This window comes from Mucilaginibacter sp. Mucisp73, assembly GCF_059491465.1.
In genome coordinates this window covers 3,725,966-3,746,600 of the sequence record NZ_CP168507.1, presented here as the reverse complement: position 1 = coordinate 3,746,600, position 20,635 = coordinate 3,725,966, and the positions used below count along the sequence as shown (strand labels likewise).

Annotated in this window: 17 protein-coding genes; 8 read left to right on the top strand and 9 right to left on the bottom strand. The window is 43.2% G+C overall.

Annotated elements, in window-relative coordinates:
- Nucleotides 1-23 precede the first annotated feature (23 nt).
- From iscX to ACEN82_RS15520, 4 genes are all read left to right on the top strand, one after another.
- A complete protein-coding gene (gene iscX, locus ACEN82_RS15535; protein WP_090524422.1) occupies nucleotides 24-266 on the top strand; it encodes a Fe-S cluster assembly protein IscX in 243 nt (80 codons plus the stop codon).
- A gap of 149 nt (nucleotides 267-415) precedes the next feature.
- Nucleotides 416-937 (top strand): KdsC family phosphatase, encoded by a 522-nt coding sequence (locus tag ACEN82_RS15530; RefSeq protein WP_090524424.1) that lies wholly within the window; start codon nucleotides 416-418, stop codon nucleotides 935-937.
- An 86-nt stretch (nucleotides 938-1,023) separates the two neighbouring features.
- Nucleotides 1,024-1,632 carry a Maf family protein gene (locus tag ACEN82_RS15525; RefSeq protein WP_413321278.1) on the top strand — a complete coding sequence of 203 codons (609 nt, stop codon included), beginning with the start codon at nucleotides 1,024-1,026 and terminating at the stop codon, nucleotides 1,630-1,632.
- Between the two features lie 212 nt (nucleotides 1,633-1,844).
- Nucleotides 1,845-2,507, top strand: coding sequence for a DUF4136 domain-containing protein (locus tag ACEN82_RS15520; protein WP_413321277.1), 663 nt, complete (start codon nucleotides 1,845-1,847; stop codon nucleotides 2,505-2,507).
- Nucleotides 2,508-2,555: 48 nt separating this feature from the next.
- Here ACEN82_RS15520 and ACEN82_RS15515 read toward each other — a convergent pair whose 3' ends face one another.
- The 3 genes from ACEN82_RS15515 to ACEN82_RS15505 all read right to left on the bottom strand — a co-directional run bounded on the left by ACEN82_RS15515 (nucleotide 2,556) and on the right by ACEN82_RS15505 (nucleotide 10,089).
- Nucleotides 2,556-2,756 carry a hypothetical protein gene (locus ACEN82_RS15515; RefSeq protein ID WP_413321276.1) on the bottom strand — a complete coding sequence of 67 codons (201 nt, stop codon included), beginning with the start codon at nucleotides 2,754-2,756 and terminating at the stop codon, nucleotides 2,556-2,558.
- 16 nt (nucleotides 2,757-2,772) lie between these two features.
- On the bottom strand, nucleotides 2,773-7,470 hold the full coding sequence (locus ACEN82_RS15510) for a DUF8693 domain-containing protein (protein WP_413321275.1): 4,698 nt from the start codon (nucleotides 7,468-7,470) through the stop codon (nucleotides 2,773-2,775).
- Between the two features lie 633 nt (nucleotides 7,471-8,103).
- Complete coding sequence (locus ACEN82_RS15505; RefSeq protein WP_413321274.1) at nucleotides 8,104-10,089, bottom strand: M1 family metallopeptidase; 1,986 nt, start codon at nucleotides 10,087-10,089, stop codon at nucleotides 8,104-8,106.
- A 111-nt stretch (nucleotides 10,090-10,200) separates the two neighbouring features.
- Between ACEN82_RS15505 and ACEN82_RS15500 the strand changes: the two genes are divergently transcribed.
- Genes ACEN82_RS15500 through ACEN82_RS15490 form a run of 3 tightly spaced genes read left to right on the top strand, consistent with a single transcriptional unit; the run spans nucleotide 10,201 to nucleotide 12,675 of the window.
- Nucleotides 10,201-10,953: a prolipoprotein diacylglyceryl transferase gene (locus ACEN82_RS15500; RefSeq protein WP_413321273.1), complete on the top strand. Its 753-nt coding sequence runs from the start codon at nucleotides 10,201-10,203 to the stop codon at nucleotides 10,951-10,953.
- On the top strand, nucleotides 10,946-12,343 hold the full coding sequence (locus ACEN82_RS15495) for a radical SAM protein (RefSeq protein ID WP_413321272.1): 1,398 nt from the start codon (nucleotides 10,946-10,948) through the stop codon (nucleotides 12,341-12,343). The genes ACEN82_RS15500 and ACEN82_RS15495 overlap by 8 nt, the downstream gene beginning before the upstream one ends.
- Nucleotides 12,340-12,675, top strand: coding sequence for a hypothetical protein (locus tag ACEN82_RS15490; RefSeq protein ID WP_413321271.1), 336 nt, complete (start codon nucleotides 12,340-12,342; stop codon nucleotides 12,673-12,675). Before ACEN82_RS15495 ends, ACEN82_RS15490 begins: the two co-directional genes overlap by 4 nt.
- A 14-nt stretch (nucleotides 12,676-12,689) precedes the next feature.
- Here the strand turns inward: ACEN82_RS15490 and ACEN82_RS15485 are convergent, their stop codons facing one another.
- The 5 genes from ACEN82_RS15485 to ACEN82_RS15465 form a co-directional block, all read right to left on the bottom strand.
- Nucleotides 12,690-13,616 (bottom strand): Ppx/GppA phosphatase family protein, encoded by a 927-nt coding sequence (locus ACEN82_RS15485; RefSeq protein WP_413321270.1) that lies wholly within the window; start codon nucleotides 13,614-13,616, stop codon nucleotides 12,690-12,692.
- 125 nt (nucleotides 13,617-13,741) lie between these two features.
- On the bottom strand, nucleotides 13,742-14,995 hold the full coding sequence (locus tag ACEN82_RS15480) for an ABC transporter permease (protein WP_413321269.1): 1,254 nt from the start codon (nucleotides 14,993-14,995) through the stop codon (nucleotides 13,742-13,744).
- The gene (locus tag ACEN82_RS15475) at nucleotides 14,988-15,908 is read right to left on the bottom strand and encodes an ABC transporter ATP-binding protein (RefSeq protein WP_413321268.1); all 921 of its coding nucleotides are present in this window, start codon (nucleotides 15,906-15,908) and stop codon (nucleotides 14,988-14,990) included. Before ACEN82_RS15475 ends, ACEN82_RS15480 begins: the two co-directional genes overlap by 8 nt.
- 54 nt (nucleotides 15,909-15,962) lie before the next feature.
- Nucleotides 15,963-16,619 carry a hypothetical protein gene (locus ACEN82_RS15470; RefSeq protein ID WP_413321267.1) on the bottom strand — a complete coding sequence of 219 codons (657 nt, stop codon included), beginning with the start codon at nucleotides 16,617-16,619 and terminating at the stop codon, nucleotides 15,963-15,965.
- 145 nt (nucleotides 16,620-16,764) lie between these two features.
- Entirely contained in the window at nucleotides 16,765-17,913 is a 1,149-nt protein-coding gene (locus ACEN82_RS15465; RefSeq protein WP_413321266.1) for an exo-alpha-sialidase, read from the bottom strand.
- 182 nt (nucleotides 17,914-18,095) lie between these two features.
- Here ACEN82_RS15465 and ACEN82_RS15460 point away from each other — a divergent pair, with 182 nt between their 5' ends.
- Complete coding sequence (locus tag ACEN82_RS15460) at nucleotides 18,096-20,069, top strand: S9 family peptidase (protein WP_413321265.1); 1,974 nt, start codon at nucleotides 18,096-18,098, stop codon at nucleotides 20,067-20,069.
- 100 nt (nucleotides 20,070-20,169) lie between these two features.
- On the opposite strand, the gene ACEN82_RS15455 is transcribed toward ACEN82_RS15460, so the two are convergent.
- On the bottom strand, nucleotides 20,170-20,523 hold the full coding sequence (locus tag ACEN82_RS15455) for a hypothetical protein (protein WP_413321264.1): 354 nt from the start codon (nucleotides 20,521-20,523) through the stop codon (nucleotides 20,170-20,172).
- Nucleotides 20,524-20,635 lie beyond the last annotated feature (112 nt).

Below are 20,635 nucleotides of genomic sequence, written 5' to 3'. Positions count from 1 at the left end.
GGTAGTACGTAAAATCAACAAAAATGAGCGATAATAAATTTGCCTTACCAATTCACTGGAATGATTATGAAGATATTGCCATTGAACTTTATGAAAAGTTTGGTGACGATTTTGACGAATCAAAAATATACCGCATCCGTTTTACCGAACTGCTGGAATGGGTATTGAGCCTGCCTAATTTTGCCGGTACCCGTGCCGAGTCAAACGAAGGCCACCTGGAGCAGATCCAATCGGCCTGGGTATACGAGTGGCGGGATAATCAATAATTCAGTTGGCAGTTTTGAGCCGGCGGTTTGCAGTTTTAAATTTGCGATTAGCAGTTTAGCACGAAGCAAACATTCTGTAATCAAAAAATCGGTGAAATCACCTCAACAAATCGGTGGGATCACGAAATAAAATCGGTGTAATCACAACCATGGAATCATTCCTGAATAAATTAAAAGATATTACTACCCTCATTTTTGATGTGGATGGCGTTTTGACCGACGGGTCTGTTTTTGTAACGGAAGCTGGCGAACAAAGCCGCGCCTTTAATATTAAAGATGGCTACGCGCTACAGTTAGCTGTTAAATGCGGTTATAATGTTTGCGCCATATCGGGCAGCCGCTCAAAAAGTGCCATGTACAGGTTAAACAGCCTTGGCATCCAGGACGTGTATATGGGTACACATACCAAATCGCAGAGGTTCAAGATTTACCTGGAAGAAAAAAGCATAATAGCCACCAACGTTTTATACATGGGCGATGATATTCCCGACCTGGAAGTGATGAAGCTTGCAGGCCTGCCTGTTTGCCCTGCCGATGCTGTTGAAGAGATCAAAGCGGTTAGCGCTTACGTATCGCCCTACGGCGGCGGCAAAGGCTGTGCCCGCGATATCATTGAAAAAGTGCTCAAGGTTCAGGATAAATGGATGAGCAAACAGGCGTATAGCTGGTAAACCCCACCCAAACCCTCCCCGAAAGGGAGGGCTTTAAGAAGAGTTCCTATCATATATTGGTTATGGATTTATCATCTACAAACACAATGCACAAGAAAGTCTCCCCTATCGGGGGAGATTTAGAGGGGGTGATCCCACCCGTAATTCTCGCATCAAAATCGCCAAGACGGCAGGAGCTGCTCCGGCTTATGGATATTGATTTCAGGGTTGTGCTTAAAGAGGTTGATGAGTCATTCCCCGATGGGCTTACCCCAACAGAGGTTGCCCTGCATATAGCCCGTAAAAAAGCAGAAGCATTTGACGAAACGGTAGGGGATGAGGTTGTACTTACTGCCGATACCATAGTTTGTATTGATGGGCTGATACTGGGTAAACCCGAAACCCGCGCACATGCTATCGAAATGCTGCAAATGCTATCGGGCCGTGTACACCAGGTTATTACCGGTGTATGTTTGTTATATAAAGGGCGTTATAATAATTTTTATGATCTTACCGAAGTGCTCTTCCGCAAGCTTTCTGATGCCGAGATCAGTAATTATGTAGATAAGTATCAGCCGCTTGACAAGGCCGGATCATATGGCATCCAGGAGCTGATAGGCCTGATAGGCATCGAACGGATTGAAGGCTCATATACCAACGTTGTTGGTTTACCTACCCAAAAGGTTTATGCACAATTGCTTAACTTAAGCAAATAGATTTCACATACAGGCGCAAGTATTGTGCGGCTGCCTGTGCGGGGATTACTTGTGCCTTTCGCAAACCATTTTATTCGTCGTTACAGTTTCGCTAAACATCGTCAATTTTGATAAAGCGTGTTTTTTCCGGTTTAAATTAAATAAATAATTATTTAATTTAAACCTTTGTTTCCTGGATAGTCTAAGGTGTTAAATAAAGGGAGTAATTTGTCATGAAAAAAACTATTAATACAGGGCTGGTGTTACTGCTGGTGGCCACCTTGTCTGCATGCAGCAGTTACAATTATTACACCGCAGCCCGAAACAAAACAGATTTATCCGCCTACCGTACATTTGCCTGGCTACCTCCTGCAACCATGACCAATAAAGCCGGCGCAGTTGTAAAAAAGGAAGTGGCTGATGAAAAGGTTAAGGACGCGGCTATTTCGGCATTGGAAAACAAAGGGTTAAAATTCCAGGAAAACAACCCCGATTTACTGGTAAGTTATACCACAGTTACCGGCCGGGGAATGAAAACTGAGTTTTATCCTTATTACTATGGCGGTTACCCGGGCTTCGGTTTAGGATTTGGCTGGGGTTGGGGCGGTGGCTGGGGCTATCGTCCGTTTTATGGCTACGGCGGCTGGGGTTGGGGATATCCTTATGGTTACGGTTATGGCGGCGGTTATGCCCGCGTACCTTACAAAGAAGGTACCCTGATTATCGACATTATGGATACCAAATCGCGCAAACTGGTATGGCGTGGTTTTGGTGTTGGCGAACTGCACAACCCGCAAAAAACTGTAAAGGAACTGCCCAAAGTAGTTAACGGCATTATTGAACAACTACAGCTTAACCAGGTACAGCAAGACCAGGTGCCAATGAAAAAAGCATAAGAAATTTGCTGATCAATTATTGAACTAATGCAAAAATCCCTTCGGGCGCTAAGCCTGGAGGGATTTTTGTTTGCGGTATAAATGAGTTACAGCAAAAGTAAGGGCAGCTACGGCTAAAACAATAACCCAGGTATCAAGCGGGCAGTTAGCGTCGCCGTCGGCATTATCACATGGATTATCTAACTGGGCAAAACAGCTTAGGGTGGTGGCCGCAAAAACAAGAGCGGTTAAAAAGAACTTTTTTTTCATATGCGCAAATCGCTTGTTATTGTTTTAAAAATTTGCCGGTGCCAATCAACTGCTTGGTTTTGTTATCGGTAACCCTTATGATATATGTCCCGGGTACCAAACCGGCTACGTTGTTTTTCCAGTAAAGCTCTGTGATATTTACTGCCTTCAGTATTACGCCACTGCTGTTAGTTAACTGAATATTATAGTTTGCTGAAGCGTTGGTTTGCCCTATGGTTAGGTTTAATGTTTCCGTTACAGGGTTTGGATATATCGTAAGCAGGCTATTGCTTATGTTATTTTTTGTATTGGCATACATTAATGGCAGCTCTTTTGACAGGCTGATATCATTGTTTAAATCAGTTAACTGAACACGGTAATTATTTAAGCCTTTTGCCGGGTTAGGGTCGGTATAAGAGTAAGTTCCCAAACCGTTCGATTTTATCACATCCAGGTTTTCCCAGGTTTTGCCGTTATCGGTGCTTCTTTGCAGCGTAAATGTGGTGTAATTGGCCTCATTTTCAACAATCCAGGTTGTTTTAGCGCCGCCGGTTGCTTTTACTGCAACAAAATCAAGCAGCCGCAGGCCCAACGCAGGTGATTGGCGCAATATCAGCTGAAAACGTTTTTTACCAAAAGTAGCCGGGGTACTTTTATCAATATTGTAGCTGTAAATGTTGTTGTGTTTAAGATCCAGCGAATCTTTAGTAAAGTTATCCTTAAGCCATATTTCATAAATGGCAGGTATGTTACTAAGCGCTCTTAGTTTTAATTGATATGGCCCGGATGAGGTAGCGTCAGACGTTAGGGGGATGATCTCCTGCTGTTTTTTAGGGAAAGGCCGGTGATGGATAACGGTTTTAACGCTATCGCTTGACAGGGCCGACAAGGCTATCTGTGCCCCATTGGTTCCGAGGTCTTCCGCGTCTTTACTATTTTCAAAAGCCGTACTGGCATCGTTGTTAAACGCAATAACAATATCATCGGTATTAATGGAATCCTTTATCATTTGCAGCCTTAATATCGGTTCGGCCAATGATGATGCATTTTGTTGTGATGCTGCTGATTGTGCTTCGGCGGCCTTCAATATGTCCATGTCGGCAGCTGTGGCAGCCAGTTTCTGTAACCCCTTATCAGCAGGGGCACTTAATAAGGCTATCAGATTTGATGCCGTTGGTTGCGTTGTTGACTTTGCCGATTCCCTGAAAGTTAATGATTGCGAAGCTGCGGTAGCCTGTATAAAAAACGCCTGCCCGCTGGCTATCATATTACTTGCATAGCCATCGCTCGAAATACCGGGGTTAATATTGGTAGTCGTATCTGCCGTAGATATAGCAGTGGCCTTTTGCATGTAGCTGGCATACTGCTTTGTTTTTGGATTGTAAACCCATATTTTGCCCGGAGCAGATAGGGTTGCAGCCGAAGATACCTCTGAGGGGAAACCGGCCCCGTAAATTGATGATGTGGCGGAAACGGTTGTTGTTGTGCCTCTGCGGTTAAATTTTTCCCAATTGATGGTGGCCGCGTAAGGATTTCCAACCAGGTTATATCCGTTAACCAGGCTGCCTGTAGTATTGCTGAATAAGAGGCTGGTTGTGCCGCTGTACCAGTTGGTTACTGTAATGTTACCTGTATTTAATGTACCTGTTGCTGTTAAAGTGGTGTTGGTGGGCACATAGCTTGCGGTTGTTGACGTTGCAAGATCGGCGGCCGTCCTGTCTCCCCTGAAAAAGAAAAGGAAACCGTTGCCGACAGGTATGGTATGTGAGCCGTCGGTATCAAAAATATAAGTTGGCGGGGAGTTGATATTGTTGATGCCCCTGAAATTACCGGCTGTAAAAGACACTTGCGACGAGGCTATGTTTTCCCTGAAGCAGTAAATTGTGGGATTACCCGATTTATCAAAACCACCTGTAGTGCCGGTAGTACCGGTTATCCATGACGAGTTTTTAAGGTAATTTACGCTGATAACTTTAGCAGGCGAACCCGTATTAACGGGCGATGAAAGCAACCGGTATCCTCTGTTATATGAATTACCGCCGCTTATAAAACGTTGTACGTTTACGTTCCCGGTGATAGCTGTTCCTGAAGGAATAGCATCTACAGTAGCCGAACCTGTTGCATCGGAGTTTAATGTTAAAACGCCGCCGGCGGCAAGGGAAGCTGTACCGCCCATAGTAAGTATACCCGAGGATGATACCGCGAATTTACCCGTGCCCGACATGGTTTTTATACCGCTGCCATTAACAGTAACATTATTGAATTTTGTGCCGTTGGTGCTGTTGTCTGTAAGAGATTGAGCGCCTGCTTTACTAAAGAAAACTGTCCCGGTACCTGCCGTAAATGTACCTGTATTGGTGTAATCGCCATTGAAAGTTAGTGTGCCCGAACCGCCTGTAATAACAGCGCTGTTAGTAGTATTGCCTGTAACGGCAATATTGCCCGAACCCTGGGTTACGTTTGCTGAATTGGTCCAGGTTCCTGTAACGGTTATAACAGGGTTGTTAGTGTTAAGGTCTATTGCACCACCGCTTGTGATCCAGTTTCCGCTTACGGTTAGCGCGCCTCCGTCGACAGTTTTGGCTGCTGCCCCTGATAAGGTAAGGTTATCATAGTTGGAGGGGTTTGTACCTATAAAGCTGTCATTAGTAGCGTATACTGTTTGTGTGCCCGAAGTTGCCGCATAATTTACAAGTCCTGTACCGCTTCCGCCGGTGGTGAAATCGATAGTGCCACCTGTAGCAGCACTTATTGGGGTATTACCTGTTAAAGTTAATGTGGAGGCGCCGGTACCGGTATCCATATCAACTAATGCGGCGTTGGTTACAGTTACTATACCATCATTCCTGTTTACATAGTTTGAATTGGTGGTGGCTATGTTGCTTGCAGTTAATGATCCGGAATTTAGATGAAATGCCGCATTATTTACCGAATAGTTTTGCAGGAACCCCAAGGCGTAATAGCCAATTGCCGACGAGGTAGTATTTAACGATAACGAATTGGTGATATTAAATACAGGGACTGTGGTATTGATGGTAGTGGTATTTGATGTTGGCGAGGTAAATATGTTTGGCGCCGGTGGTGTTGTATTATCGCCCACTATAAATGAGTTGCAGCTTAATGTTGCATTCCCTGTACCTGTAATGGTTGTTGTTACATCACCGCTGCTGCTGTTGTGGTTTTGTGTGATGGCGCCGTTTACTGTTAGCGAATAGGTGTTATTGATGGTTAAGGTAATTGACGGAGACCCGAATAGAGTGCTAGTTAAAGGGCCAAATACCATGGATGCTATACTGGGTACACTACTTTGAACAATAGGTTGGTTTTTAAATGAAACAACACCTATGCGTGCCACATTGGTAGAAGTTGGCACCGTTGCCGGGCTCCAGTTACCGGTATTGTTCCAGTTATTGTCTGAAGCGCCTGTCCAGTCAATTGCATTTGCAAAAGTTATGATATTACCATTTGACGAGGGCCCCGTATAAGTAATGGCCGAGCTGTTTCCATTCCCGGTAAGGGTATTAATGCTGGTGACGGTAATGGTGCCTGTAGGGCTGCCACCATAATTGAGCTGGCTTTTTACCGTACCTGTATAAAAATAATAGCCGGGGACAGAGTAGGATCCATCTGTATTGCCCGAGCTTGAGATAAGGTCGCCCACACTATAATCTTGTATAGCGTTACCGGTGTACGTTACTGAACTTATCAATGCATCAGATGAGGTAGAATAATACGAATCATCTGATCGGTATAAACTCCCTGAACTATTGAAATAGGCCTCGAACCCTGCACCGGATGTGTTCATTACCAGTTGGTTGATAACAAAGTTGCCCCTTGATATTATTTTGAGGCCATAGAGGATTACACTTTCGCTTTCATAATAAGCAGGTTGCGTTACATTATTAGCCGTTCCGTTTGCCCCTGTGGTGGTAAATTGAAGCACACGGGTATACATATCAAAATTATCCCATTGGAAGCGGCCGGCAGTAGTACATGTTGATTCGAGATAGGAATAATAGTATGTGCTGTAGCTGCCGCCCGTTGTGCTTGTGCTTGACGCAACAAGGGTTTTAGCTGTGGTCATGCCTGCTACAAAAACATCCTTGAAAATTGCCCAGCGGCCATCTTTCAAACGTTGTACTTTGATCATGTACGTTTGCTGATCATTAGCCATTGTAGCGTTAAGGAGCTCGTTATAATGGCCTGAGTTCGTGCCACTATCATACCTGTACCGCAAACTGAGTGTCGTACCTGTATGAGTTATATAAATACCCTGCATATTATTGGTGGTATAACCATTGGCAATAAGCCAATAACGCCAGGTATTGTTACCAACAGCCATCACGTCGGGATCAGAGGGGCCTGTACTGCTGTTGTTTTTATAAATGAAGTTCCACTCAAAATCATTGGCGGTAAGATCTACGCTTCCTGATGTGCCGCTTCCGACAAAATCCCACCTGATAGCGCTAATAGCGTTGGTTGCAGGTACCGCGGATCTCAGGCTTACCGAGCCGTTTAAAGGACTTGTAGTTGATGCGTCTATAGTAACCGATGAACTTGTGCGGGTGGCATTACCAACCCCGGTTGCTCCTAACGATGTTGTAGTACCGGCAGAGGAAGTTTCGAAGTTATTGTAATAGTAGGTAAGGTTATCGCTGGTTTCCTGGGCCGCAACTGCGCTGATCAGGCATAGCAGATATCCGGTAAATAAAACGCAGCGTAATTGTGTTTTCAAATTAATAGGGTTTCGGGCAAATAATGTCAATAATGATGCTGATTCAATAAAAACGGGATTAAAGTACAAATTTCAACTCAAATATGGGTTTGTGTTGCCAATAGCATCAGTCGTGATGTCTTTTATTGAAAAAATGGAAAATTTGGAGAAATTAATTATTGATTATTGTTTGCACACTTTGGGGAATATTTTCTACTATGCTTTTAATCAATAAGCAGGCTGTTAACTTATAGTAAGGGCTAATTAATCACTGCGCAACGATAAATATTTCAAAATATTCCTGTTAGGAGTGAGGATTTTGGTTTCCGGTAAAAAACTGTTCAGGTTTGATTGGGGGATATGTGTCCTTAACAATCATCACCATTAACAATTAGTCAACTGAAGTTAATGTGACGATGACTATTATACGCTACATGGGGTGTTTCAGAGCGGCGTCGGATAAGTGTTCAATTTTTAAAAAAGCGGGTGTTCAACTTTTTGCAGTGTGAAATTTTAATGTGCTGATTATCAATGCATATGTGTTCAATCTATATTTTATATAAAATGTAAGTGGTTGATAGTCAGTGCTTGTATGTTTTGAAAAATACGCCAGATGTTCCACATTAAAAAATTGAACACCTGGCGTTATATACTTTATTTAACCTTTTGGCTGTTATTGCCGCGGTTAAGATCAGGCAGGGCGTTGTCGGGATCAATGGTCACCGATTCAGCTTCCTGTGTAGTAGGCAGTGTGTAAGTGATTTGCCCGGATTGCAGCCAGGTTTCAACCGGCAGGTAAAAGCGTTTTTTGCTGCCATCTTTAAATTTAACCTCAACAGTAAACGGCATTGGCAACTGCTCTTTGTTTACCGCTTTGATGGTGATACCTTTGGATGCATCTTTACCTGCATATTTCGCGTCGATAAGCGCTATATCAACCAGCCAGTTATTATAAAACCAGCCCTTCCAAAACCAGGAAAGGTCTTCGCCGGCTCCATTTTCCATCGAACGGAAAAAATCATCAGGCTGTGGGTGTTTGTAAGCCCACTGGTTAATGTAGTTTTTAAAGGCATAGTCAAACCTGTCTTTCCCTAAAATTTGCTCGCGCAGCAATACCAGGCCAAATGCCGGCTTATAGTAGGTAAGCGGATGGCGGTATTTTTCGGGGATGGCATCAGGAGCTGTCATAATACTTGGCGATTGCGGATCAAGCAGTGATGGGATAATTTCATCGGCAGGGTTGCCACCGCCGGGAGCATACTCACTATCACGTTTGGGGGCATATTCGCCTTTATTAAAGGCGTCGGATGCATAAATGTCTATAAAGGTGTTCAGGCCTTCATCCATCCAGGCATAACGGCGCTCGTTTGATCCTACAATCATCGGGAACCAGTTATGGCCTATCTCGTGCGCTGTTACCCAGTAAAGCACGCTGCCTTTATCGGTAATGCCATCAAACACAATACCCGGATACTCCATGCCGCCGGCAATACCGGCCTCATTAATGGCTACCGGGTAAGGGTATACAAACCATTTTTTAGAAAAATACTCAATTGATTTTTTGAGATATTCGGTAGCCCGGCCCCAGGCATCGTTGCCATAGCTTTCGGCAGGGTAAACGCTCATTGCCAATGATTTTTTACCACCGGGCAGGTTCACCCTCGCTGCATCCCATATGTAAGCTTTTGATGCACCAAAGGCAACGTCACGGGTATTGAGCATTTTGAAATGCCAGGTGAGGGTGCCCTTGTTAACCGGGCGACTGGCCGGATCATTAACTTCGGCCAGATCGCGGATCATAACGGTTTTATCACTGTTGCGGGCTTGGTCTAAGCGGGCTATTTGTTTGGCGGTCAAAACCTCCTTTGGGTTAAGTAATTCGCCTGAGCCTGCTACGATCATATCCCATGGTACGGTCACCTGGTAATCGATATCGCCGTAATCTAAATAAAACTCACCACTGCCCAAAAATGGCAGGGTGTCCCAGCCGTGGCTGTCGTCATAAACACACATGCGTGGAAACCATTGCGCAATTTCGTAGATCTTGCCGTTTTCGGTATCGCAATAATCGGTACGGCCTCCAAAAACGCCCGGAATGGTATAATGATAATTGATACGCAGCTTTATTGCACCTTTTTGCAGCGGATGTGCAAGGCGCACCTGCATGCGGGCGTCAGTAATTACATAGGGTACAGGTTTAACCACATCTCCATTATCAATCGATACGGATTCTATCTGGTAACCGTTGGTATGCTGGTCGGCGCCGGGTGTATGGTCTGTAAAAAAGTTAGAGCGGGCATCCTGTTTATAAGTATCTTGATCAAGCTGCAGCCAAAGGTAAGGCAATGCATCCGGGCTGTTATTGGTATAGTTGATCTCCACAGTACCGCTGATTGTTTTCTTTACGGTATCCAGGGTAACTTTCAGGTTATAGTCGGCCCTGTTTTGCCAGTACTTTGGTCCGGGTGCACCATTAGCCGAATGGAAATCGTTACCTTTTTCGGTATAAAACATAGGCGAGAAAGCCTCCGCCGGCTTATAGTTTGATGATGTATCGTTTGGATTGAGTTTCCTTTTTTGCGCGAAAGCGCCGAGTGCTAAAACCGACAGTAAACCAATGCCGATAAATTTTAATTTCATGGTGTGCATTTAAGCACCCAATATACAAACGATGGGACTAAAATTTGATTTTATAGATATTTACTTATCAGCATAATAAAAAAACTATTTTAGTGCCTATAAAAACTAAACTTGCACTTCCCTGTAAATCTACCTTTAGGCAATTCATCAATTCCCGTACATTTTATTTGCGAGACACTGTCGTACTTTTTAGGTTACCAGTATTATGCCTGGTTGCGGAAACATACTGCCGATAAGATCAGTACTGAACACAGGCTCATCATATTTATCGGTGCAGCGGCAGGCGCATTTATTGGTTCGCACCTGGTTGGGATCTTTGAAAACCCACCTTTGCTGTTCTCGCATTTCAATATCATCTATATTATGGGCAATAAAACCATAGTGGGTGGGATGCTTGGTGGATTGATAGGTGTTGAGCTTACCAAAAAGCAGTTGGGCGTAACCGTGTCATCCGGTGATTTGATGGTTTACCCATTGATCCTGGCTATGGTTATCGGCCGTACCGGGTGCTTTTTGGCCGGGCTGGAAGATGGGACTTATGGCATAGCCTCCAACCTGCCCTGGGCTATCGATTTTGGCGATGGTATCCGCAGGCATCCTACCAATTTATATGAAATTGTGTTTTGGGTAATGCTTTGGGGTATACTCAAACTCATAGAACAAAACCACCGTTTTGCCGATGGTGCAAGGTTTAAAGTATTCATGGCAAGCTACCTTGTTTTCAGGTTATTGGTTGAATTTATTAAGCCCGATTATTTTTTCAGTTTTGGTTTGTCGGTAATTCAGTTGGTTTCTATCGCCGGTATTTTGTATTATTATAAAGTATTTTTATATCCTAAACAGCTATTTGTAAACCATGCCTGAACGCCCGTATATATACTATGATTTTACGTTAAGCATCTGCTCTACCTGCTTACGCCGGGTTGATGCCAAGATTGTTTTTGAGGATAATAAGGTTTACATGCTTAAAAACTGCCGCCGGCATGGTTTTGAAAAGGTGCTGATTGCCACAGATGTGGAATATTATAAAAACTGCCGCAACTATGCCAAGCGGAGTGAGATGCCGCTTAAGTTCAACGCCAAAACACATTATGGCTGCCCGTATGATTGCGGCCTCTGTCAGGATCATGAGCAGCACTCATGCCTTACTGTTGTTGAAGTAACAGACCGATGTAATTTAAGCTGCCCTACCTGCTATGCCATGTCATCGCCCACATACGGCAGGCACCGCACTTTGACCGAAATAGAACAGATGCTGGATGTTGTAGTAGCGAATGAAGGTCAGCCGGATGTAGTGCAGATTAGTGGGGGAGAGCCCACGGTGCACCCGCAGTTTTTCGAGATCCTGGATATTGCCAAGACAAAGCCCATTAAGCATTTAATGGTAAACACCAACGGTATCCGCATAGCTAAAGATGAAAATTTTGTAAAGCGGTTGGCAACCTACATGCCCGATTTTGAGATTTACCTGCAATTTGATTCTTTTAAAAAAGAAGCGCTGGAGCAATTGAGGGGAGAAGACCTGCGTGAGGTAAGGCAAAAGGCCATTGAAAATCTTAACAAGTACAATCTGTCCACAACATTGGTAGTTACTTTGCAAAAAGGTTTAAATACCGATGAATTAGGTACAATTATTGAATACGCCTTACAGCAACCCTGTGTTCGCGGGGTAACTTTTCAACCCACACAACAGGCCGGCAGGTTAGAGAATTTTAATGAACAAACCGACCGTTACACCCTAACGGAAGTACGTAACGCGATACTTGAACAAACCAGTGTATTCAATAAAAACGACCTGATCCCGGTACCTTGTAACCCGGATGCCCTGGTGATGGGTTATGCCCTTAAGCTTGGAGGCGAAGTGATTCCGCTAACCCGGATGATAAACCCGGATGACCTGTTGGATAATTCAAAAAATACTATTGTTTATGAAAATGATGAGCGCCTGAAAGGGCATCTGCTCAATATGTTCAGCACTGGTAATTCGGTTGACAAAGCTAAAGAACACTTGCACTCATTGCTGTGCTGCCTGCCTGAAATTGACGCGCCAAGTTTAAGCTATGATAACCTGTTCAGGGTGATCATTATGCAGTTTATAGACGCACAAAATTTCGATGTGCGCGCTATCAAAAAATCATGTGTACACATCGTAAATAAAGATATGCAGATCATCCCCTTTGAAACAATGAATATTTTTTACAGGGATGATAAACGGGAATATCTTGAACAATTAAGAGGAGAAATTTTGGTATGACAGAGGAAGACAACAATAACCTGCCGCACAATGTGGGTGACGAAAATGTAAATAAATTTTCCGGGGATGATAAGCCTGTGAAAAAGTTTAAAATGGGGGTGGTGGGCTATAATATGATTGCACTGGCCGCTTACACTATAATATTTGCGTTGTCGGCTAAACAGGGTGGAGTTATATTTGATGCATTATTCATTTTTGCCCATGTAATTATTGGAATAATTTTGGCTATTGCGTTCCGAAGCTGGATGTGGCTGCTAAGCGCATTGATGGTTTTAATAATAGGATTTTCTACTTGTGCGGGTATGTTAAACCTTAGTGGAGGCATTGGATAAAATACTTTAATGTATTACCATAACATTCCCGCCAAAACCCCTTCTTTTAAGGAGTTAGTACACATGCTTACTTTATGGATATCCAGCACGTGCATAATAAAGCGTGTAACCAAAGAGGCAGCTACGATCATATCAACCCGAACCGGAATAATCCCGGGATTACCCACCCGTTCTTTATGGCTTGAGAGGATGAGCTTATTAGTGATGGTTAGTAATTCTTCCTCATCAAAATCATAATGCTGAATACTCTTCAAATCAAATGGTTTTGCTTTTTCAGTTTCTATTAAGCCAGCAAAGGTTTCAAACGAACCTGATGAGCCAACAAGGGTATCAATTTCAATGCTCGTAGTTGCGATGAACAAATCATGTAGCCTATCCTCAAGATACAAATTCATAGCCTCGATAGATGCGGGCGGAATAGGGTCCGTGTGGTGAAACTGGTCCATAAGGCGTGCGGCGCCAACTTCAAAGCTCTGTTTCCACAGGATTTTATCGGTGTTGCCCAAAATAAACTCCACACTGCCGCCTCCAATATCCATGATGAGCGAATTTCTAGCCGATAGGCATCCACTTAACTTTACGCCATTATAAATAAAAACGGCTTCCTGTTCTCCGTCGATAATTTCGATAGCAATGCCTGTTTGGGCCTCCACCTCTTTAATGAAATCTTTTCCGTTTGAGGCACTCCGCAAGGCCGAAGTAGCAATTGCCCTTACGCTGGTGACATTGTTGGCAGCAATGAGTCCTTGAAAATGTTGCATGGTATTCACGCCGCGCTGAAAAGCATCGGGCAAAATATAACCCTTATTAATGCCTCCCTCGCCTAATTTAACGGCTTCTGTAATATGTACAATTTCATGGTAGTCATGAATGTCGCCTTCGGCAATCAATAAATGGAAGGTGTTTGTACCCAAATCCATTACTGCAACGCGTTTACTCATGCAGCTAAAATAGCTTTTTAAGCTGAAAGCAAAAGGCCGAAAGCAAAAAGCTTAAACTAAGTATAACGCCGAAATCTTAAAGTGCTCAGTAGCTTTAAGCCTTCAGCCTTCGGCTTTCAGCTTGTCTACTCTTTATAAAAGAACCACTTAACCAGTTCTTTATAACTTGCTTTTTTGCCATACATCAATACGCCAACACGATAGATCCTTGCCGCGGCATAGGTAGTAAATAAGAAGCCTACCACCATCATACACATAGATACGGCTACCTGCCAGGGTGCCGGATCAAAAGGAAGGCGTACCATCATGGCAACTGGGGCTGTAAAAGGAATTATAGACAACCAAACAGCCAGTGGGCTATCAGGAGCCCTAAAAAGTACTGATACCGATAAAATATAAGTGAACAGCAACGGCATGGTAATCGGAAACATGAACTGCTGGGTTTCGGTTTCACTGTCAACTGCCGAGCCTACGGCAGCAAACAGGGCAGCGTATAAAAGATATCCGCTTAAAAAGTAAAATATAAAGCAGCCCATAATATACCCGAACGGAATGGTTTGTAACACCGCAAGCGCATTTATCATAGGACTGGTTGGAGAGTTAAGCGCGTGGCCTGCTATTTTGGTAGATATTACGGATAAAATTATCCAGGCACCAAATTGGGTTAAGCCAACTAAGCCAACACCAATAATCTTGCCCAACATCAATTGAAACGGCTTTACTGATGATATGACCACCTCGATAATACGATTGGTTTTTTCCTCAATTACGCCGCGCATTACCTGTCCGCCGTATATGAACAGGGATATATAAATAAGGATAGCGCAGGCAATACCAATCAAAATATTGGGGCCAATATTGGCGTTCTTATCGCCCTTATCAGAAATTTCAATGGCGTTTAATGATATGTTAGTTCTTTTAATACTGCGTAACAGGGCGGTATCAATATGGTGCCGGATGAGGTTATTTGAAAAAGCAATATCACTCATCTGCTTTTCAATTTCCTCGGAGAGGGGAATAGAGGCTTTCTTTTTTGAGAATATCTGCACCGAATCCTTTTGCGTATAGTTTGCAGGAATATATAAGATAGAGATGCCCTCGCTGTCCTTTAATAACTGTTTTGACGACTTAAGATCAGTGAGGGCATAGGTAAACTTAACGTTAGTAACATCATGGAATTTATTGGCGAAATCGCCGCTTTTATCAATAACGTTAACCGTTTGCAAAGAAGATAATTTATCGCTGTCTTTAGCTACCATGGTAACAACGAATCCCATGGCCAGGATCAGCAGCGGCACCACGAATATCATGATGATAAATGATTTTTTTCGTACCCGTGTAAGGTACTCGCGTTGTATAATGAGTAATACTTTATTCATGGCCGGTGGAATTTAGGTTTACTTTTTCAATGAAAATTTCGTGCATGCTCGGGATAAGCTCCTGCAGCATATTTACCCGCGCTTTAGGAATTAAGTATTGCAATACATCATTGGAATTATGCCCTTCCTGTAGTTTTATCTTGATATTGTGATTGTCGTCATCGGCAATAACTTCGCTCATTATTTCAAAAGGCTGGCTGCCATCAAATGCAATACGTTCGCCGGCATATTCAATAAGGTAGGTTTCGTTACGATATGAGTTGCGGATATGTTTAACCTTGCCATCCAGTATCTTGTGCGATTTATGGATGAGGGCGATGGCATCACAAAGCTCCTCAACTGATTCCATACGGTGGGTGGAAAATAAAATAGTGGCTCCTTTTTTATTTAGCTCCAATATTTCGTCTTTAATCTGTTCGGCGTTTACAGGGTCAAATCCGCTGAAAGGCTCATCTAAAATGATCAAATCGGGCTCATGGAGCACGGTTGCCACAAACTGCGCTTTTTGCTGCATGCCTTTTGAAAGCTCTTCTATCTTCTTTTTCCACCAGGTTTCCATCCCCAGCTTCTCAAACCAAAATTTGAGGCGTTTTTGAGCTTCAGCACGGTTTAAGCCTTTTAACCGGGCCAGATAGATCATTTGTTCACCAATCTCCATCTTTTTGTACAGGCCGCGTTCTTCGGGCAGGTAACCGATACGTTCGATATGCGATTGATTAAGTTTTTCGCCGTTAAAATAAATCTCGCCTGAATCAGGAGCAGTAATTTGGTTAACTATACGGATAAGGGATGTTTTACCGGCGCCGTTAGGGCCAAGCAGGCCGAAAATCTGCCCGCTTTCAACTTCCAAACTTACATCACTGAGTGCGCGGTGACCGGCGTATTGTTTAACAATATTGCGGATGCTTAGCATTTGTTAAGGTTTATGTATCTGTTTTGCTTGTTAGATGGAGTTAACCAATAAAAGTTACAGCTCCGGTTTATCATATGGTTGGTCGGAGTTGTCCATTTCATAGAACGGCTTTTGCCATTGCTGGTTATTGATAACATTTAAGGCTGTTACAGCTATGTAAATTCCGATAACAGGAATTATCAGATACACAAGTCCGAGATATCGGATGTAAAAAATATAACTGGAATTTCCGACGAGTGTAAATACTAACGGTACAGCTGTGTAAAATATCGGGATAAATAGCTCGCCCAGGGCAAAAAGTCGTAATGGCAGCCTAAATTCTGTTGGGCGTAACAAAAAAGTCATGGTCACGAGGCATATTATTATCATGAAATTGATGGCACCGCTAACCTGGTAAAAGATGATTAATGATTGTACATTGACTTGAAAAATGCCGATAGCCGCACTAACTAAGCCCCATACCACACTATAGATCGTGTAAATGATAAATGCGTTCACTATAAAAGGTTTTTCATTGGTATATTTTAAAATACTTATCACAAATATCATCAGCCACGCAAAACAGATGACCGGAATAAATGAGAATAAATGCCTGACACTTTCCGGAATTGTAAATGAAATGGTTTGCATGGCCTGCATTAGCAATAATACCAAAGCACTTATTACTGATGTGGCAATGGTAAGGTAGGCAGTATCTCGAGTTGGTTTCATAAACAGGGTAGGTTTATATTTAAAGTGAACTGCATAACAATTTAGCCTGACCGGTAATAAGGTATGGCTGTTTATTGAAATTAAAAAACGGTGTAATTGTTTTGGTACAAAATACGTTGTTTGTTTAATTATATAGCCTGCGGATTTATTTCAGTTGCTTCAAGCTAAACCTCAGCGTTTCAATAGCTTCCTTTTGCCTCGAAATGATTACATACATATAGCCATTATAAATAATGGTATGTGGGTAACCATATTGCCCACCTTTCCACAAACCTTCTTTTTTTAGATGGTACAACTCATTGGCGATGATATAGTTTTTATCGAATGATTTGCCATCGGCAGAAAGGGATAACACCAGCGGGTTACGGTCATAATGGTGGAGCGTATCAGGGATGCCAACATAATAAAATCGCTTATCCGGCAACCGGCCGAAATGAAATTTACTGTCATTATCCGAAAATGGAGCTTCCGCCGGGCGAGACCAATTGCTACCGTTATCCCCGCTTTCAGTTAGCCATAAATGGCCTTTCCAGCCTTTGCCGGTTACCCTGAGCAGCATGTGCAGGATATTGTCATCCGTTTCAAAAAATGAGCCTTCGCAAAGCGGCGGTAAACCTGATTTTGCAGCTGGCGCATAAAACATGGCGGGGTTATCCTGCTTATAAAGCGAATCGGGATAAAAACTGCTCAGCTTCCAGCCTGAAAGTCCGTGGGGATCATCTGTATAAGGAAAAGTAAAATTACCGCTGATGATCAGCCTGCCGCTATTGGTAACCTCCGGGCCATGGTTTGGTACAACAGGCAAATACATATCAAGCGGTTCGCTCCAATGTTCGCCATCGGTACTGGTTTTGGCCCACAAGTGAGTGTTATTGCGATGTTTGTCGTAATCGCCGTAATAGGCTACCAAAGTTCCTTTATATTGATAAAGCCCGGAGGCGGTGAGTACTGTAAGCGTATCGTTGACTTTGCCAGGAGTGGCTAATGTTTTTAATGCCGACCAGTGTTTAAAATCTTTAGAAGTGGCATAAACCACCCTTTGCCCCGGCCAATCCTCATCAATCATTCCGTTGCTCCATATTGCCACAAAGCGGTCTTTAAAATGAATGATAGAAGCATGATGGTTATAGAGCCATTCTTTATCCGGCGAGTAGATCATTGATCGTTCAATGGTTAGCTTTGGCACTCCCGTTTCGGTTTGGTAATTGTTGCGAATAGCCGGGGTTTGAGCATGGGTATTAAGAATGGATAAAAAAAAGCAGATAACAAAGAGTAGCTTGAATTTTGTAGACATGATCCTAATTAACGCAAATTATCCGGTAAGTGAAAGTGGAGTTGAGGTGCCCGCGTTTGTTTGTTCAGAAAAAACATCGTTATTAATATGCGAAAATTTTATAACAAAATCGTGGCAATCCTTTTATCCAATAAATCAAGGTTCTTTTACTAAATTACAGGCTCTATCAACATACATCATTTATGAAGCGAGCCTTATTCCTTATACTTACGCTTTCTGCCGCCGTTAATGTATCTGCCCAACAGAAAAAAGCTTTAAAACCTGCTGATGTTTACCGGATCCCAACGGTAAGCGACCCGCAATTATCGCCCGATGGCAAGTGGGTGGCTTATAGTGTTTCTGAAGTTGATACTGCTAAAGATCGCCGTGTATCACACCTGTGGATGCAGAGTTTTGATGGCAAAGAGTCTATCGAACTAACCCATGGTGAGGAGGCTGCCTCGTCGCCGCGCTGGAGCCCGGATGGTAAGTATTTATCATTCCTGTCTTCGCGCGATTCAAAAACAGGCTCACAGGTTTGGCTCATCGACCGCCGGGGTGGGGAAGGTGTAAAACTGACCAATATTAAAGGTGATTTGAGCGACTACGCCTGGAGCCCTGATGGCAAGCGTTTGGTGATGGTGATAGGCGACCCGGAAAATAAAGGCAAGGAAGAACCCAAAACCCCCAAACCCATAGTTATTGACCGCTATCATTTTAAACAGGATATAGTAGGATATCTTCAGCACCTGCATAACCACCTGTATTTAATTGATGTAACCACAAAAAAGCTGGATACATTAACCAGGGGCGATAAAGATGAAAGTTCGCCGGTATGGTCGCCGGACAGTAAGACTATTGCATTTGTAAGCAATCGCAGTGCCGATCCCGATAAAAATCAAAATACCGATATTTTTACCATTGATGCCCGGCCAGGCGCCAGCATGCTGCAGCTAACCACCTGGAAGGGGAGGGACGGTAACCCGCAATGGAGCCCCGATGGCAGGTATATCTCCTACCTGCGCTCAACCAGCGATGCTGATTATATGATGTACGATCAAAATGTGGTTTGCATAATGGATGTTGTGGGGCAAAATAACAAACCGCTAACGCTGCAGCTTGATCGCCCCGCCGGCGCACAAACCTGGGCCAAAGACAGTAAGAACATCATATTTATCGTAACGGACGATCGTACCCGCTATTTGGCCAATATCAATATCAACAGTGGCAAAATCACGCCGATTAACAAGGGTGATTATGTTTTCAACGATATAAATACCAACCTTTCGGGCAACTGGGTAGTACAAAAAACAGATCCGTATACCCCTGCAGAATTATTCGCTTTGGAAGATAAGAAGCTTCGCAGGCTAACTTTCCATCAGCAGGTCTGGTTAAACACTGTACAACTGGCATATGTCAAAGGTTTTGAATCAACCAGTGTTGATGGTACAAAAGTGTCTGGTATTATTTTAACGCCCGATAGCGTTCCCAATAAAAAATATCCATTGATCCTGTTCATTCACGGCGGTCCGGTAGGGCAGGATGAATTTGGTTTTGATGCTACAAGGCAAACGCTGGCTGCTGCCGGTTATGCTGTAGCTGCTGTGAACTACAGGGGCAGTAATGGCCGAGGGCTGGATTATTGTAAAGCCATTTATGCCGATTGGGGCAATAAGGAGGTAAAAGATTTGCTTGGAGCGGTCGATCAACTTGAGAAATTAGGCATCGCCGATCCTGATAAGCTGGGCATAGGTGGCTGGAGTTATGGCGGCATCCTTACCGACTATACAATAGCCTCCGATACCCGCTTTAAAGCAGCAGCAAGCGGAGCTGGCAGTGCGTTGCAGCTTTCGGTTTATGGCAGCGACCAATATGTGTTACAGTACGAAAACGAAATAGGCGTACCGTGGAAAAATGCTGATAAATGGATCCAGATCTCGTACCCGTTTTTTCATGCTGATAAAATAAAAACCCCGGTATTGTTTATGTCGGGCCTGAAGGACTTTAATGTGCCGACCATCGGCAGTGAGCAAATGTACGAGGCATTGAGAACACAAGGTATCCCAACCGAACTGATATTGTATCCTAATCAATTTCATGGACTTACTAAGCCAAGTTACCAGGTTGACCGTTTGCAGCGCTATGTTGACTGGTATGATAAATATTTGAAAAAATAGGGTAACGGATGTTTTTTATAGAGGCGCATAATCGTGCCTTTCGTTAATGAAAATATTTAATGCGACTAAAAAACAATGGAGTCGTTGCCGTAAGAGGTATCTACTCTTTGAGCAGATTTACATGTCTTATAAGCCGCTCCTTAACGTCAGTATTTAGATCTTCAAGTTCGGATAAATCGATGAGGCCTATAGCAATTTGATTAGCTAAGATACCGAGATATCTTGATCCGGTTCTGCCATCATACATTCGGCCTATCTGCTTGTCGAAATCCCGAACCTCGTTGAATAATTTATAATATTGTTCCTGAGGAGTTTCGGCGCTGATTTTTAATTGCTGAATAAGCTGGTCGAAATGTTGCATTCCTTTTCGAAAGTCTTCGGCAATGCCTTTATCAATTAACTCCCGAACTATTTTTTTATCTTTTTTGCTCAATTCCTGATAATCATTGTGCATGATGGTTATTTTAATAGGTAAAACAATTAATTGAACATCGTTTTTTCAAAACAATGCAATATTGAAAACCTTGTGATAATATTAGGTAGTTTAATTAGTAAATTTCCGGTCA